The sequence below is a fragment of the Candidatus Poriferisocius sp. genome, from assembly GCF_965219775.1.
Lineage (GTDB): Bacteria > Actinomycetota > Acidimicrobiia > Acidimicrobiales > Bin134 > Poriferisocius.
The window spans coordinates 3,306,010-3,321,094 of the sequence record NZ_OZ244793.1 but is presented as its reverse complement, the minus strand read 5'-3'; the positions used below and the strand labels follow the sequence as shown (position 1 = coordinate 3,321,094).

Below are 15,085 nucleotides of genomic sequence, written 5' to 3'. Positions count from 1 at the left end.
GGGGGCGGTCATGGGTTGGCCGCGGCGTCGAGAGGCGGTAATCGGTTTGCCCCGCACCCGGTGAACGGCGAGCATTTTCCCATGAGTTCGGTATCCGTAGAAGCGGTCGACACCTCTCGGGCCTCCTGGCAGGCCGCCTCCTGGCGTGACCGACCGGCGGCCCAGCAACCCCAGTGGCCCGATCAGGCCTCGCTGGACCAGGTGCGGTCCACCCTGGCCGGACTGCCCCCGCTGGTGTTCGCCGGGGAAACCCGCCAACTCCTGGACCAACTCGGCGAGGCCTGCGCCGGCCGGGCCTTCGTCCTTCAAGCCGGGGACTGCGCCGAGTCCTTCGACGGGGTCACCGCCGACAGCATCCGGGACAAGCTCAAGGTCATCCTGCAGATGGCGGTGGTGCTGGCCTTCTCGGCCGGCGTGCCCACGGTGAAGATCGGCCGCATCGCCGGTCAGTTCGCCAAGCCCCGCTCCTCGTCCACCGAGGTGGTGGACGACGTGGAGCTGCCCTCGTTCCGGGGCCACATGGTCAACGACATCAACTTCTCCGAGCACTCCCGCACCGCCGATGCCGACCGTCTGGTGCGCGCCTACCACCAGTCGGCCTCCACCCTCAACCTGCTGCGGGCGTTCACCAAGGGGGGCTTCGCCGATCTCCGCCAGGTCCACGTGTGGAATCAGGAGTTCATCGCCGCCAGCCCCGAGGGGCGACGCTACGAGCGGGTGGCCGACGGCATCGACGCCGCCCTGCGCTTCATGGCCGCCTGTGGGATCTCCACCGACGCCCCCGAACTCCACCAGGTGGACTTCTACACCAGCCACGAGGCCCTGGTGCTGGACTACGAGGAGGCCCTCACCCGGCAGGACTCCATCACCGGCCAGTGGTACGACTGCTCGGCCCACATGGTGTGGATCGGCGAGCGGACCCGCCAGCTCGACGGCGCCCACGTGGAGTTCATGCGGGGCATCAAGAACCCGCTGGGCTGCAAGCTGGGCCCGTCGGCCACGGCGGACGACGTGCTGGCGTTGTGCGAGACGCTCAATCCCGACCGCATCCCCGGCCGCCTCACCCTCATCAGTCGCATGGGCGCCAACCAGGTGGCCGAGGCGCTGCCCCCCCTGCTGCACGCGGTCCGCGACGCCGGCCACCCGGTGCTTTGGGAGTGCGACCCCATGCACGGCAACACCTACACCACCCCCGGGGGCCGCAAGACCCGCCACTTCGAGGACGTGATGGCCGAGATCGACCGCTACTTCACCGCCCACGAACAGGCGGGCACCTGGCCGGGCGGCATCCACGTGGAGATCACCGGCGACGACGTGACCGAGTGCGTGGGGGGGGCCGAGGCTCTCAGCGACGACGACCTGGAGCGGCGCTACGAGACCATGTGCGATCCCCGCCTCAACGGCACCCAGAGCCTGGAACTCGCCTTCCGGGTGGCCGAGCGGCTCCGCGCCTGATACTCCGCACCCGATACTCGAAGCCTGAAACTCCGCGTGTGAAACTCCGTGCCTGAAACACCCGGTGGCCGCGGTTGGATTGCGGGCGACCAGGTGGATCTTGGACCGTCGGGTTGATTTCGGAACGTCAGGCTGATAGACAAGTAATCGGATCAAAGTAGTCTGATTTAGTTCCCGACCGGACCCCCCGGCGTGGACGCACCAGCTTGAACCCCCGCTTGAACCCCACAGCCTCAAGCCCCTCACCCCTAGGAGGTGCGATGGTCACGGTCCAGATCGACAACACCGCAGTGATCGACCCCGCTCAGCTCGCCGACATCGAAAAGTTCGAGCGGATGCTGGTCCGCTACAAGGCCGGGGAGATCCCCGAGGACGTGATGCGGGTGTTCCGGCTCAACAACGGCGTCTACGGACAACGCCAGGGCGGCACCCGCCAGATGGTGCGGGTGAAGATTCCGGCGGGCATCATCCAACCGGAGCACTTCGAGGCCATGGGCCACATCGCCCGCACCTACTCCCGGGGCTGGGGCCACATCACCACCCGCCAGAACATCCAGTTCCACTACGTCGAACTCGACGACATTCCCGAGGTGATGCGGACGCTGGCCTCGGTGGGCCTGACCACCCGCGAGGCCTGCGGCGACACCGTGCGCAACGTGCAGGGCTGCCACCTGGCCGGGGCCTGTCCCCACGAGGTGCTGGACATCACCGCCTGGGCCCGGGCCACCGCCCTGCACTTCCTGCGCCACCCCTACGCCCAGCGTCTGCCCCGCAAGTTCAAGATCAACTTTTCGGGCTGCGCCACCGACTGCGGCCAGGCCATGTTCAACGACGTGGGCATCGTGGCCGCCACCCGGGAGGTGCCCGGTGGGACCGAAGCCGGCTTCCGGGTATACGTGGCCGGCGGTCTGGGGGCCAACCCCCATCCGGCCCTGGCCCTGGAGGAGTTCACCGCCCGTGAAGACCTCCTGCCCACCATCGAAGCCTGCCTGCGGGTGTTCGACCACGACGGCTACCGGGAGAACAAACTCCGGGCCCGCATGAAGTGGCTGGTGGAGAAGCTGGGCTTCGAGGAACTCCAGCGGCGCATCTTCCGGGAGCGCCGATTCCTGTTGGCCTCCTCGAGCTGGCCGGGCGGCATCCCCGAGCTGGTCACGCTCCACGGCGACGCCCCCGCCGGCCGCCACGCCGAGGTGGCCGCCACCCCGGTGGGCCAAGGGGTGAACCTGTCGCCGCTCGGTCATCAATCCAACGCACAGAGCAACGGCCAAACCAACTACCAATCCAACGGCCACGGCGACAGCCAGAGCAATGGCCAAGGCCACAGCAATCACCAAGCCAACGGCCACGGCAACAGTCAGGGCAACGGGACGGCCATGCCGGTGTCCATCGGCGGACGGGCCCCCTACGGCCGCTGGCAGCAGGCCAACGTGGTGCGGGGCGTGGCCAAGGGCACGGTGTCGGCCTACGCCTGGGCCCGATTGGGCGACATCACCGCCGACCAGTTCGACGCGCTGGCCGCCATCCAGCGGGAGCTGGGGGCGGAGTGCCGGGTGACCAACCGCCAGAACATCGTGTTCCGCGACCTGGAAGAGCACCAGCTTCCCCGGCTGTTCGAGGCCCTGTCGGCCATCGACATGGGCCAACCGGGGGCGGAATTGTTGCGCGACGTGGTGGCCTGCCCCGGCGCCGACACCTGCAACCTGGCGGTGACCCAGTCCCGGGGGCTGGCCGACGCCATCGGCGACCGCCTGGAGGAGGAAGGCCTGACCGAGGTGGGGGGCCTGCGCATCAACATCTCCGGATGCACCAACTCCTGCGGCCAGCACCATGCCGCCGACATCGGCTTCTTCGGCGCGGAGCGGAGGGCCCACGGCCGTTCGGCGCCGGGCTACCAGATGCTGCTGGGCGGCTACGTGGGCGACACCCAGATCCACTTCGGCACCAAGGCCCTGCGCCTGCCCGCCCGCAACGCCCCCGAGGCGGTGGTGCGGGTGGTACGCCGGTTCACCGCGGAACGCGCCCCCGGCGAGGAGTTCCGCCAGTGGCTGGAGCGGGCGGGCGGACCCCGGGCGGTGGGCAAGGGCCTGGCCGACCTGGACGAGTTCCCCACCCCCGAGGCCGGCCCCGAGTTCTACGTCGACTACGACGAGGCCGGGCCCTACGAAGCGGTGGTGGGCGACTCCGAGTGCGCCACCTGAGGGCACTCAATTGACCAGCCCTCGCTGAACGGAGCCCACCGGGCCCGCGCTCAGCAGACCGCTACACCAGGTTCTCGACGAAGGCCTCGAGCTGGCGGAGGTTGCGGACCTCGAACACCCCGTCGCAGTGGACCCCGTATTCCGACACGATGGAGTCGCCGGTGTCCCAGTAGGCACCCGGTTCGGGGTTGAGCCAGAACACCTTGCGGGCCCGGTGCTCGATCTCCTTGAGGATCCAGGCCTGGGAGGCGTGGTAGTTGTTGCGGGCGTCGCCCAGAATCATGACGGTGGTCTTGGGCCCCACGTCCCGCCCGTACCGTTCCCAGAACACCTCGAAGGCGTGGCCGTAGTCGGAGTGGCCGTCCACCCACACCACGTCGGCCTCGGCGTTCACCCGGTGGACGGCCTCGCCGATGTCGTCCACCCCCTCGAAGAAGCCGGTGACCTCGTCGAGACCGTCGATGAACACAAAGGAGCGCACCTTGGAGAACTGGTTGCTGATGGCGTACACCAGATGCAGGGTGAACCGGGCGAAGGCCGCCACCGACCCGCTCACGTCGGCCACCACCATGATCTCGGGCTTGGCCGGACGGGGATAGCGGAACTTGGGCTCGGCGGGCACCCCGCCGTAGGACAGCGAATGGCGCATGGTGTTGCGGAAGTCCAGGGGCCCCTTGCGGCCGTGGCGTCGCTTGCGGGCCAGCCGCACGGCCAGCTTGCGGGTGAGCGGGTAGATGGCCCGGCGCAACGCCATCATCTCCTCCCGGCTGGCGTGCATGAAGTCCACGTCCTCGGGCAGGGGCTTGCGCAGCGTCTTGGCCATGGCCTCCACCCCCCGGTCGGCCACCAACCGGCGGCGGATCTCCGCTTCCACCTCCTTGCGGAGCTGATCCACCCGGGCCTCGAACTCGTCGCGTTCCAGCCGCTCCTCCAGCGGGGTCAAGTCGCCGGGGGCATCCTGGCGGGCCTGGTCCATGAGCCGCTCCAGCACCCCCTCGAGGTCGAGATTGCGCAGCGTGCGGTACAGGTAATAGGTGCCGCCCACCGGTCGGCCCGGTTCCATCCCGGCGTAACGCTGCACGGCCTGGCGGGCAATGGCCCGCATGAGGGCGTCGTCGCCCCGCATGAGGGCCTGGAACAACATCTCGGCCAACTGCTCGGCCGACATGGCCTCCCCCCCACCGCCTCCCTGGCGGCGGTGCTCGCCGTCGACGCCGTCCATGAAATCGGCGAGGTCCATGCCTTCGGGCCACTCGCCGTCCACCAGGTTGTATTCGGCCCCCCGCATCGAGAAGTACACCTCGAACACCGTTTCGAACGCCCGCCAGTGGGCGTGGTTCTTCACCAGGGTGGCGGCCAGGGCGTACTTGAAGGCGTCCCGGTCCTCGATGGGGATGTGCTGGATGGCCTCCATGGCGTCCAGGTTCTCGGTGAGGCTCACCGGCAGCCCGGCGGCCCGAAGCTCGGAGATGAACCCCGCCAACAGGGCCAGAAGCGGCGAGGTGGCGGGCTCGACTTTCACGGCAGGCTCGGCCCGGCGGCGTTCACGCCGTGGGGGCGGGCACGGCGAAGCTGTCGTCGGAGGAGGCGAACTCCTTCAGTGCCTTGTCGATGTCGCTGCGGTACTTCAACAAGATGTTCACCGTCTCGGCCGCGGTGTCGGCGTCGATGTGCTCCACGCCCAACAGCACCAGGGTGCGGGCCCAGTCCAGGGTCTCCGACACCGAGGGCGCCTTCTTCAGCTCGATCTGGCGGACCGAGCGCACGATGCGGGCCACCTGATCGGCCAGGCTCTCCCCCACACCCGGCACCTTGGCCAGCACGATCTCCTTCTCTCGGTCGAGGTCGGGATAGTCGATGTGCAGGAACAGGCACCGGCGTTTGAGCGCCTCGGAGAGCTCACGGGTGTTGTTGGAAGTGAGGAACACCAGCGGGATTTGGCTGGCCGCCACCGTGCCCAACTCGGGGATGGACACCTGATAGTCGGACAGGATCTCCAACAGCAGGGCCTCGGTCTCGATCTCCACCCGGTCGACCTCGTCGATGAGCAACACCACCGGGTCCGACGAGCGGATGGCCTCCAGCAGCGGCCGGGTCAACAGGAACTCCTCGGAGAACAGGTCGTCCTCGATCTGGTTCCACATGCCCGAACCCTGGCCCTCCTCCCCCTGGCGCTCGGCCTGGATCCTCAGGAGCTGCTTCTTGTAGTTCCACTCGTACAGCGCCTTGGACTCGTCGAGCCCCTCGTAGCACTGGAGGCGGATCAGCCGGGCCCCGATGGCCTCGGCCACGCTCTTGGCCAACTGGGTCTTGCCGGTGCCCGCCGGCCCCTCCACCAGCACGGGCTTTTGCAGCCGCTCGGCCAGATACACCACCCCGGCAATGCCCTCATCGGCCAGATACTGCACATCGCTCAGGCCCTGGCGCACCGAGGCGATGTCAGCAAAGGAAAAACTCATGGTTCCAGGGTAGGGCCGACCCCAACGACGTGGCTACTAGCTGCGGCCTCGGCGAGCGGCGGGCTCGGCTGGCGGGGGTGCCGGTGAACAGCAGACTCGGCTAGCTGCGGTCCTGTCGAGCGGCGGGCTCGGCTGGCGGGGGTGCCGGTGAACAGCAGACTCGGCTAGCGGCGGATTTGGCCCTCGCCGCGCACCACGTACTTGGTGGTGGTGAGCTGGCGCAGTCCCATCGGCCCGCGAGCGTGCAACTTCTGGGTGCTGATGCCGATCTCGGCCCCGAATCCGAACTCCTCGCCGTCCACGAACCGGGTGGAGGCGTTGACCAGCACGGCGGCAGCGTCCACCTCGGCGCAGAACTGGTCGGCCGCCTCCAGATCAGCGGTGATGATGGCCTCGCTGTGGCCGCTGCCGGTGTCGTTGACGTGGGCGATGGCCTCATCCAGGGAATCCACCACCTTCACCGAGAGCTTCAGGTCCAAGAACTCGGTGCGGTAGTCGGCCTCGGTGGCGGCCCCGACGCGGTCCGGCCCCAGGATGGCTCGGGCGGCGTCGTCGCCCACCAGCTCCACCCCGACCAGATCGTCGGCCAGCGGGGGCAGGAGCCGGTCGGCCACCGACCGATGCACCACCAGGGATTCGGCGGCGTTGCACACCGAAGGCCGCTGGGTCTTGGCGTTGACCACGATGCGCCGGGCCATGTCCAGATCGGCAGTGGCGTCCACGTACACGTGGCAATTGCCGTCGCCGTCGATCACGTAGGGCACGGTGGCGTTCTCCAGGATGGAGGCGATCAGCCCGGGACCTCCCCGGGGGATGAGGCAGTCGATGCTGTCGCGGAGCTGCATGAACTCGGCGGCCGCCGCATGGCTGGTGTCGGTGACCAACACCAGGGCGTCGGCGGGGAGACCAGCCTTCTCGTAGGCGTCCCGAAGCACCCCGGCAATGGCCACGTTGGACCCGAGCGCGCTGGACGACCCCCGCAGAAAGGCGGCGTTGCCCGACTTGAGGCAGAGCCCGGCGGCGTCGCTGGTCACGTTGGGGCGGCTCTCGTACACGATGGCCACCACGCCGAGGGGCACCCGCACCTGGCTGATGCGCAGACCCGACGGCACCACCCAGCCACCCACGATCTCGCCCACCGGGTCGGCCAGAGCGGCCACCTTGCGCATACCCCCGGCCATGGACTCCAGCCGGGAGTCGGTCAGCCGGAGCCGATCCACCAGGGTGGGGCTCATGCCCGACCGGGTGGCGGCGTCCACGTCGGCCTGGTTGGCCTCCAACAGGTCGTCCCGGGCCAATTCCAATTGGTCGGCGGCCAACAACAGCGCATGGTTCTTGGTCTCGGTGTCGGCGGTGGCGAGAATCCGGGCCGCCGCCTTGGCCCGCCCGGCCAATTCAGCCATGGGGATCTCTGCTGAGGGGGCCTCTGCGAAAGAAGTTCCTTCAGGACAAGCCTCGACCGACGAAGATCCTGGCCTGGGAGTCGTATCAGCCACCTTGGGAGCGTACCCGATCGCCGGGGCCGCTCCGATAGCGTATTTCGCCATACCACCGGTTGACCAGCACCCCGACGGCTCCGCCGACGCCCCCCGTCCCAGCGGCCGAGCCGCCGTTCTGGTCGGGGCCGGGATCTTCTTTTCCCGGGTGGCCGGCATCGGCCGGGAGGTGGCGGTGGCCGCGTTCATCGGCGCGGGCCGCACCGGCGATGCCTACCGGGCGGCGTTGACCATTCCCCGCTTGCTGCAGAACCTGCTGGGCGAGGGGGCTCTGTCGGCGTCGTTCATCCCGCTGTACTCGCAACTGGTGGAACAGGGTCGCCGCCACGACGCCGGTCGGCTGGCCGGAGCGGTGTTCGGGCTGTTGGCCGTGGTCACCGGTCTGGTGGTGCTGGCCGGTTGGCTGCTGGCCGAGCCGCTGGTGTCGTTGCTGTTGTGGCGGCTGTCGGAACCGACTGCGGAGCTCACCGTGGAGCTGGTGCGGGTGATGTTCGCGGGCATCGGCTTCATCGTCCTGGCGGCCTGGGCGCTCGGGGTGCTGAACGCCCACCGCCGGTTCTTCTTGTCCTATGCCGCCCCGGTGATCTGGAACCTGGCCCAGATCGGCTTCATGGTGGGGGCCTGGCTGGCGTGGCAGCACGTGTTTCCCCCCGAACGGGCCTCCGACGTGGCCCGGATGGCCGCCTTGGGGGTGGTGGTGGGCGGGGCCCTGCAGTTCCTGGTGCAAGTGCCGTTGGTGCTGCGGCTGGTGCCGTCGCTGCGGCTCAGCCTGAACTGGCGGCGCCCGGACGTGCGGCTGGTGGCCGGCCGATTCGCCCCCGCGCTGGCGGGCCGGGGCGTGGTGCAGTTGTCGGCCTACGTGGACTTGGTGCTGGCCGGGATGTTGGCCACCGGGGCCATCGCCGCGTTGGGGTTCGCCCAGGTGATCTACTTCCTGCCCATCAGCCTGTTCGCCATGAGCGTGGCCGCCAGCGAGCTGCCCGAAATGGCCCGGGACCAGCACAACCGCGACGCTCTGGTGCAGCGGCTGCAAACCGGGCTGGATCGCATCGGGTTCTACGTGTTGTTCTGCGCGGTGGCCTTCATCACCCTGGGCGGCCTGATCGTCGGGGCGTTGCTGGAGCGGGGGCAGTTCGCCGCCGACCAGACCGTGCAGGTGTGGTTCATCCTGGCCGCCTACAGCCTGGGCCTGGTGGCCACCTCGTCGTCCCGATTGCTGCAGAACGCCTGCTTCGCCGCGGGTGACGCCAAGGGACCGGCCCGGGTGGCCACGGTGCGGGTGCTGTTGGCCGCCGGGGTGGGCGCGTCCCTCATGTTCGTCTTCGACTCCTACACGGTGATCGGCGGCCGCGTGGAGCGCTTCGAAGAGGTTCGGACAGCCGTACTGCGGGCCGGAGCGGAGAACGATGTGCGGCTGGGGGCGGTGGGCTTGGCCTTGGGCAGCACGGTGGCCGCGTGGGCCGAGTACGGCATCCTGCGCCGCCGGGTGGGGGTGCTGCTGCGACAGGCCCGACCGGTACGGGGACCGGTGGGACGCCTGGCCGTGGCCGGGGTGGCCGCGGGGGTGCTGGGCGGCGTGCTGGCCTGGGGTCTGGACCCCCTGCCCCTGCTGGTGGCCGCCCCCTTCGCCCTCTTGGTGACCGGCATGGTGTACGTGGTGCTGGGCCGGGGCACCGGGGTGGCCGCCGCCGAGGAGGCCGCCGCCATGATGGAACAGGCCCTGGCCCGCATCAAGGGGCGGCTGTCCCGTGGCCGTTCCCCCGGCGATGGACGGAGTTCCTGACCAGGCCGGCCCCCCATTGAGGCAGCAGAGTGATCAGGCCGGCACGGTGATGAGCACAGCCGGTGACCAGGCCGGAACAGCGATCAGGGCAGCACGGTGAGGGAGTCGCGGTGGATGACCTCATCGGGAGCACCGGGGGGCATGGCGTCGGAACGCAGGCCCACCACCGCGCCCAGCTCATGGGAGGCAATCTCCACCAACCCCCGGGCGAACACCTCGTCGTCGGGCCCTCGCAGATCGACGGCATCACCGGGCTGGAAGGTGCCGTCGAAACCGGTGATGCCGATGGCCAAGAGCGAGGCCCCCTGCTCCACCATGGCCCGCCGGGCGCCGGCATCCACCCTCAGGGTGCCCGAGGGCACCATGGCGAACCCGATCCACAGCTTGCGGGCGCTCAACCGCTGCGGCTGGGCGACCACCGTTGAGCCGACGCCGGGTCGTCGGGCCAGGGCGTCGGCCACCACCTGGGGGCGATCGGCGGCGGCGATGACCGTGCGGACCCCCGACCAGCTCGCGATGCGGGCGGCGGCCAGCTTGGAGGCCATGCCCCCGCTCCCCCGGTCGGTGCCCGCCCCACCGGCGGCGGCGGTCAGCTCCTCCAACTGCCCCAGGTCGGTGATCTCCTCCACCACCGGCGCCGCGGCGTCGATGCGGGGGTCGGCGGTGTGGACCCCGTCGGTGTCGGTCAACAGCACCAGCACGTCGGCCCCCACCATGTGGGCCACCAGGGCGGCGATGCGGTCGTTGTCGCCCCAGCGAATGGCGTCGTCGGCCACCGCGTCGTTCTCGTTCACGATGGGCACGACCCCCAGCTTCAGCAGGCGGTTGAGCGTTCGCTGGGCGTGCAGGTACTGGGTTCGTTCCAGGAAGTCCCGGGGGGCCAGCAACACCTGGCCGCACACCAGATCGTCGCCCTCCAGACACTCCTGGTAGAGGGCCATGAGCCTGCTCTGGCCCACCGCCGACAACGCCTGGAGGGTCACCGAATCGCGGGGCCGGCCCTGGTCGAAGCCGAGGACCGGCAGGCCGGCACCGATGGCCCCGGAACTGACCACCACCGCCTGATGGCCGTCGGCGATGGCGGCGGCCACCTCGCCGCTCAGCTTGGCCACCGCCTCGGCCTTGATGGTGCCGTCGGACTCGGTGATCGACGACGTGCCGATCTTCACCACCACGATCACCGGGGCGCCTCCGTGGGGAAGTCGTCCTCGTCGTCGTGGTACTCGAACTCGAACGCCCCGATCCGGGCGGTGTCGCCCGAAGTGATGCCGGCCCGGACCAGGGCCCGCTCCACTCCCATTCGTTGCAGCCGACGGCGAGCGAACTCCCACGCACCGGGAGCGGTCAGATCGGAGAGGGCCACCGTGCGCTCGGCGGCCCGCCCCACCACCACGTAGGCCCCGTCGTCGGCCCGCTCCACCCGGAATCCCTCGGGCACCGGTCGGTGGACCACCACGTCGCGAGCTCGGCCGGCGGCTTCCCCGTCGGCCCGGGCCTCTCGAACGGCGTCGGCCATGGCCCGGATCAACCCGGGCAGGCCGTCGCCGGTGACCGCCGAGATGCACATGGCCCCCGCCGGCGGTTCCCGGTGCCCGACGTCGGCCTTGGAGCCCACCACGATGCGGGGCCGTTCCAACAGCTCGGGCCGGTAGGCGCCCAACTCCTCGAGCAGCACCCGCTCTTGCTCCACCGGCGAGGTGTCGTCCACCGGGGCCAGATCCAGCAACACCACCAACACCCGGGCCCGCTCGGTGTGACGCAGGAAGCGGTGACCCAGGCCGCGACCGTCGCTGGCCCCGGCGATGAGGCCGGGAATGTCGGCCACCACCATCTCGAAGTCGTCGGCGGTGCGAACCACCCCCAGGTTGGGCTCCAGGGTGGTGAACGGATAATCGGCGATCTTGGGGCGGGCGGCCGAGATCCGGGAGATCAGGGTGCTCTTGCCCGCGTTGGGGAAGCCGATGAGGGCCACGTCGGCCAGCAGCTTCAGCTCCAGCCGGAGCCAGCGCTGTTCTCCCGGCTCTCCCTGCTCGGCGAAGGCGGGCGCCCGGTTGTGTCGGGTGGAGAAGCGGACGTTGCCCATGCCGCCCGCACCCCCGGCGGCGGCCAACCAGCGGTCGCCGTCGGCGGCCAGGTCGGCCAACAGGGCGCCGTCCTGATCCCTCACCGAGGTGCCCATCGGCACCCGCACGATGGTGTCGTCGCCCCCGGCCCCGTGGCGGCGCTTGCCCTGGCCGTGGCGACCGTTGCCCGCCCGGCGGTGGGGGTGGTCCTTGAAGGCCAACAGCGAGGCCACGTTGTGGTCGGCCTCCAACCACACGTTGCCGCCCCGGCCGCCGTCGCCGCCGTCGGGGCCTCCCTTGGCCACATGGGCTTCACGACGAAACGACACGCACCCGGCCGCGCCGTCGCCGCCGCGCACATTCAGGCCGCACTCGTCGACGAACTGGGTCATGGACTGCTCCGGGAAGCCAACGGCCCGGCCACCGCCAGGGCGCGTTGACCGGCCAATCGGGTCATGGCCTGCTCCTCGGCAACCGGGGGGAACCGAGCGGCCTTCGACCGCCCTCGGATGGTCAGCCGGGGATGACGTCGACCAGCTTGCGGCGCCGCCGGTGGCCGAACTTGACCCGCCCGTCGGCGGTGGCGAACAGGGTGTCGTCGCGGCCGCGACCCACGTTGTCGCCCGGATGGATTCGGGTTCCCCGCTGACGGACGATGATGGACCCGGCGGTGACCTGGGTGCCGTCGAAGGCCTTCACGCCCAGACGCTTGGGGTTGGAGTCGCGGCCGTTGCGAGTGGAACCGCCGCCTTTGGTCTTGGACATCGTTCGCTCCCCTCAGCGATCGGTCGCGGCCTCGATGGCCGTGATCCGAATGCGGGACTTGCGTTGACGGTGGCCCCACCGCCGACGCTGGTTGCTCTTGTTCTTGTAGGTGAACCCGTTGATCTTGCGGTCCTTCACCGAATCCACCACCGTGGCGGTGACCTTGGCCCGGCTGAGCACGTCGGCGCCGGTGGTCACCGCGTCGCCGTCCACCACCAGCAGGGGGGTCAGCTCCACTTCCACGCCGGGCTCACCCAACAGCTCCACATCCAGAACCTGGCCCTGTTCCACCTTGTACTGCTTTCCGCCGGTGCGGATCACGGCATACACCGGGCCAAGGCTACCGTTCTCGACCGGCACTTACTAGCCGTTGGTCCAGCTCGATGCCCCGCCCGTCACAAGCGGGGCACGCCGAGGAGCACGACTCCAGCAACCCCTCGCCGATCCGCTTTCGGGTCATCTCCACCAGGCCGAGATCGGAGATGTCCAGCACCTGGGTACGGGTCTTGTCGAAGGCCAGAGACTCCCGGAAGGCCTTCATGACCTCCTCGCGATTGCCCCGCTTGTCCATGTCCACGAAGTCGATCACGATGATGCCGCCGATGTCGCGCAGCCGGAGCTGGCGGGGAATCTCCCGGGCCGCCTCCAGATTGTTGCGGAACACCGTCTCCTCCAGGTTGGACTTGCCCACGTTCTTGCCGGTGTTCACGTCGATCACGGTGAGCGCCTCGGTGCTCTCGATGATGAGCGACCCGCCACCGGGCAGCCACACCTTCTTGTCCAGGGCTTTCACGAACTGCTCGTGGACGTGGTAGCGCTCCAGCAGGCTCAGATTCTCGCGGTCGGCGTCGTAGTACTCCAGCCGCTCGACCAGCTCCGGGGCCACGCTGGACACGTAGTCGTTCACCTCGTCGTACAGATTGGGGTCGTCGATGTACACGGAGCGGAAGTCCTGGTTGAACTCCTCTCGGATGACCTGGACGGCCATGGCCGGCTCCCGGTAGAGCAATCCGGGCACCCGGACCCGCTTGGACAGCGCCTCGATCTGCTCCCATTGCGACACCAGCCGCTTCACGTCGCGCTCGAGTTCCTCGGTGGTGATCTTCTCCGCCGCGGTGCGCACGATGATGCCGTGTTCCTCCGGCTTGCACCGGTCGAGCACCTTGCGCAGCCGCTTGCGCTCCTTGTCGGGGAGCCGCTTGGAGATGCCGTAGGTCTTGGAGTTGGGCACCAGCACCACGAACCGGCCGGGGAGCGACACTTCCTGGGTCAGTCGGGCCCCCTTGTGGGCGATGGGGTTCTTGGTGACCTGGCACATGATGTTCTGGCGGGCCTGCAACAGGTTTTCGATGCGGGGTGAGCCCGAGGAGGTCTCCACGTCGTCGGGGTCGAAGGACACGTCGCCCCGGTAGAGCACCGCGTTCTTGGGGGTGCCGATGTCCACGAAGGCGGCCTCCATGCCGGGCAGCACGCTTTGCACCCGGCCCATGTAGATGTTGCCGTGGATCTCCCCGGCGTCGTCGGCGGGCCGGGAGACGTAGTGCTCCACCAGGGCCCGGCCCTCCACCACGGCAATCTGGGTGGCTTCCGGACGGACCTGGACCAGCATCATGTAACGGCCCACGGGCCGACCCTTGCGGCGGCGACCCCGCCGGCGCTCCAGCGTCTCCTCGTCCAGTTCCACCGGGCCGTCGGACACGTGGTGCTCCACCGGCTGCAGGGGGCGACCACCGCCACCGCCGCCCCGGCCCCGTCCGCCTCGACGACGACGCCGGCGGCCCGATCCGGAACCGCCACCCCCCGACGGGGAGCCCCCCGGCTGGTTCCCTCCGTTGCTCTGCGGCGCAGGGCGGGAGTCGCCGATCTTCGGGCGATTGCCGGAAGACGGCGGCGCGGGACGGCTGTCGCCGATCTTGGGTCGGTCCGCTCCGGAAGGGATCGGGGCGGGACGGCTGTCGCCGATCTTGGGTCGGTTCGCTCCGGATCGGTTTGCGTCCCGGCTGGAGGAGTCAGCCTTCCTGTTGGAATCGGCCGATCGGTTGAAGGAGTCAGCCTTCCTGTTGGAATCGGCCGATCGGTCGACCGTCCGCTCTTTCGAGTCGGTCATCTGTGTGGTCCTTTCTCATTGCACACCAACCAGGGTGTGCTGAGCAGGGGCTGCGCCGACGTCAAGCGGCTCCAAGCGGGCGCCATCCTGCTCAATCCATTGACGAGTTCGCCGAACCAGTACCGGTCGGTACACCGGTTCGTGAGCGGCCAGTAGCTCCGTAGGGCGTACTGCCCGGGGCTGCGTGCTCAGTGCGGCCGAGAGGCGAACCCCCCGGTTGGTTGGCTCACCGACCTCCAAGGCATGCACCTGAGGAGCCAGGTCGTCGGTGGTCTGTCGGCCTTTGCGTTCTCGCGTGACCATCAGCGTAGCCGCTCCGCGCACCTGTTCCACCCATCGGGCGAGATCATCGGGGGTTACACCAAACAACTCGACATCCCATTCGCAGAGCGTGACCGCCTGCTGCAACGACATGACCTTCGGGCCCAACACCACCGCACCGGTCACCGACATGCCGTCGGGCAGCACGTCGACCAGCGCCGACCACACCTCGTCGGCGGCCACGTCATCGCCCTTGAAGTCGACGTCCAGATACTCGGCGTCCGACTCGTAGCCGGTGGCCAACGCCAACCCGAAGTGCAGCTTGGCCCGGGGCGAGAAGCCCTCGGTCATGGCCACCGGCAGGCCCGTTCGCCGCAACGAGCGCTCCCAGATGCGGGCCACGTCACGGTGGCTGGTGAACCGGATGGGTCCCACCTTGCGGTAGCGCAACCTCGTTCGGGTGCGGGGTTCTTGATTGGGATTCACCGGTGTCGG

The 15,085-nt window shown here is 69.3% G+C and carries 12 protein-coding genes; 3 read left to right on the top strand and 9 right to left on the bottom strand.

All coding sequences use genetic code 11. The features are described from left to right. Positions 1-81: 81 nt before the first annotated feature. Positions 82-1,455 carry a class II 3-deoxy-7-phosphoheptulonate synthase gene (locus ACOQPQ_RS15045; protein ID WP_420640227.1) on the top strand — a complete coding sequence of 458 codons (1,374 nt, stop codon included), beginning with the start codon at positions 82-84 and terminating at the stop codon, positions 1,453-1,455. Between the two features lie 260 nt (positions 1,456-1,715). Continuing rightward, positions 1,716-3,656 carry a hypothetical protein gene (locus ACOQPQ_RS15040; protein WP_420640226.1) on the top strand — a complete coding sequence of 647 codons (1,941 nt, stop codon included), beginning with the start codon at positions 1,716-1,718 and terminating at the stop codon, positions 3,654-3,656. A gap of 61 nt (positions 3,657-3,717) precedes the next feature. On the opposite strand, the gene ACOQPQ_RS15035 is transcribed toward ACOQPQ_RS15040, so the two are convergent. From ACOQPQ_RS15035 to ACOQPQ_RS15025, 3 genes are all read right to left on the bottom strand, one after another. Next, complete coding sequence (locus tag ACOQPQ_RS15035) at positions 3,718-5,178, bottom strand: VWA domain-containing protein (RefSeq protein WP_420640225.1); 1,461 nt, start codon at positions 5,176-5,178, stop codon at positions 3,718-3,720. A gap of 22 nt (positions 5,179-5,200) precedes the next feature. After that, positions 5,201-6,115 carry an AAA family ATPase gene (locus tag ACOQPQ_RS15030; RefSeq protein WP_420640224.1) on the bottom strand — a complete coding sequence of 305 codons (915 nt, stop codon included), beginning with the start codon at positions 6,113-6,115 and terminating at the stop codon, positions 5,201-5,203. A 164-nt stretch (positions 6,116-6,279) separates the two neighbouring features. Then, positions 6,280-7,518, bottom strand: coding sequence for a glutamate-5-semialdehyde dehydrogenase (locus ACOQPQ_RS15025; protein WP_420640223.1), 1,239 nt, complete (start codon positions 7,516-7,518; stop codon positions 6,280-6,282). 94 nt (positions 7,519-7,612) lie between these two features. Here ACOQPQ_RS15025 and murJ point away from each other — a divergent pair, with 94 nt between their 5' ends. Next, on the top strand, positions 7,613-9,394 hold the full coding sequence (gene murJ / locus ACOQPQ_RS15020) for a murein biosynthesis integral membrane protein MurJ (RefSeq protein ID WP_420640222.1): 1,782 nt from the start codon (positions 7,613-7,615) through the stop codon (positions 9,392-9,394). A gap of 83 nt (positions 9,395-9,477) precedes the next feature. Here the strand turns inward: murJ and proB are convergent, their stop codons facing one another. The 6 genes from proB to ACOQPQ_RS14990 form a co-directional block, all read right to left on the bottom strand. Continuing rightward, a complete protein-coding gene (proB, locus tag ACOQPQ_RS15015; protein ID WP_420640221.1) occupies positions 9,478-10,575 on the bottom strand; it encodes a glutamate 5-kinase in 1,098 nt (365 codons plus the stop codon). Next, positions 10,572-11,849, bottom strand: a complete 1,278-nt coding sequence (obgE, locus tag ACOQPQ_RS15010; protein WP_420640220.1) for a GTPase ObgE — start codon at positions 11,847-11,849, stop codon at positions 10,572-10,574. The genes proB and obgE overlap by 4 nt, the downstream gene beginning before the upstream one ends. A 121-nt stretch (positions 11,850-11,970) precedes the next feature. After that, entirely contained in the window at positions 11,971-12,222 is a 252-nt protein-coding gene (gene rpmA / locus ACOQPQ_RS15005; protein ID WP_420640219.1) for a 50S ribosomal protein L27, read from the bottom strand. Positions 12,223-12,234: 12 nt separating this feature from the next. Beyond that, positions 12,235-12,552, bottom strand: a complete 318-nt coding sequence (rplU, locus tag ACOQPQ_RS15000; RefSeq protein ID WP_420640218.1) for a 50S ribosomal protein L21 — start codon at positions 12,550-12,552, stop codon at positions 12,235-12,237. Between the two features lie 10 nt (positions 12,553-12,562). Next, entirely contained in the window at positions 12,563-13,933 is a 1,371-nt protein-coding gene (locus tag ACOQPQ_RS14995) for an Rne/Rng family ribonuclease (RefSeq protein ID WP_420640217.1), read from the bottom strand. Between the two features lie 411 nt (positions 13,934-14,344). Continuing rightward, positions 14,345-15,076 (bottom strand): TIGR03936 family radical SAM-associated protein, encoded by a 732-nt coding sequence (locus tag ACOQPQ_RS14990; protein WP_420640216.1) that lies wholly within the window; start codon positions 15,074-15,076, stop codon positions 14,345-14,347. Positions 15,077-15,085: the final 9 nt, after the last annotated feature.

Bases quoted from the DNA above. Each gene is read 5' to 3' on its own strand.
- ACOQPQ_RS15030 (WP_420640224.1), bottom strand. From the start codon at position 6,115: ATGAGTTTTTCCTTTGCTGACATCGCCTCGGTGCGCCAGGGCCTGAGC.
- ACOQPQ_RS15045 (WP_420640227.1), top strand. From the start codon at position 82: ATGAGTTCGGTATCCGTAGAAGCGGTCGACACCTCTCGGGCCTCCTGG.
- ACOQPQ_RS15040 (WP_420640226.1), top strand. From the start codon at position 1,716: ATGGTCACGGTCCAGATCGACAACACCGCAGTGATCGACCCCGCTCAG.
- obgE (WP_420640220.1), bottom strand. From the start codon at position 11,849: ATGACCCAGTTCGTCGACGAGTGCGGCCTGAATGTGCGCGGCGGCGAC.
- ACOQPQ_RS15025 (WP_420640223.1), bottom strand. From the start codon at position 7,518: ATGGCTGAATTGGCCGGGCGGGCCAAGGCGGCGGCCCGGATTCTCGCC.
- rpmA (WP_420640219.1), bottom strand. From the start codon at position 12,222: ATGTCCAAGACCAAAGGCGGCGGTTCCACTCGCAACGGCCGCGACTCC.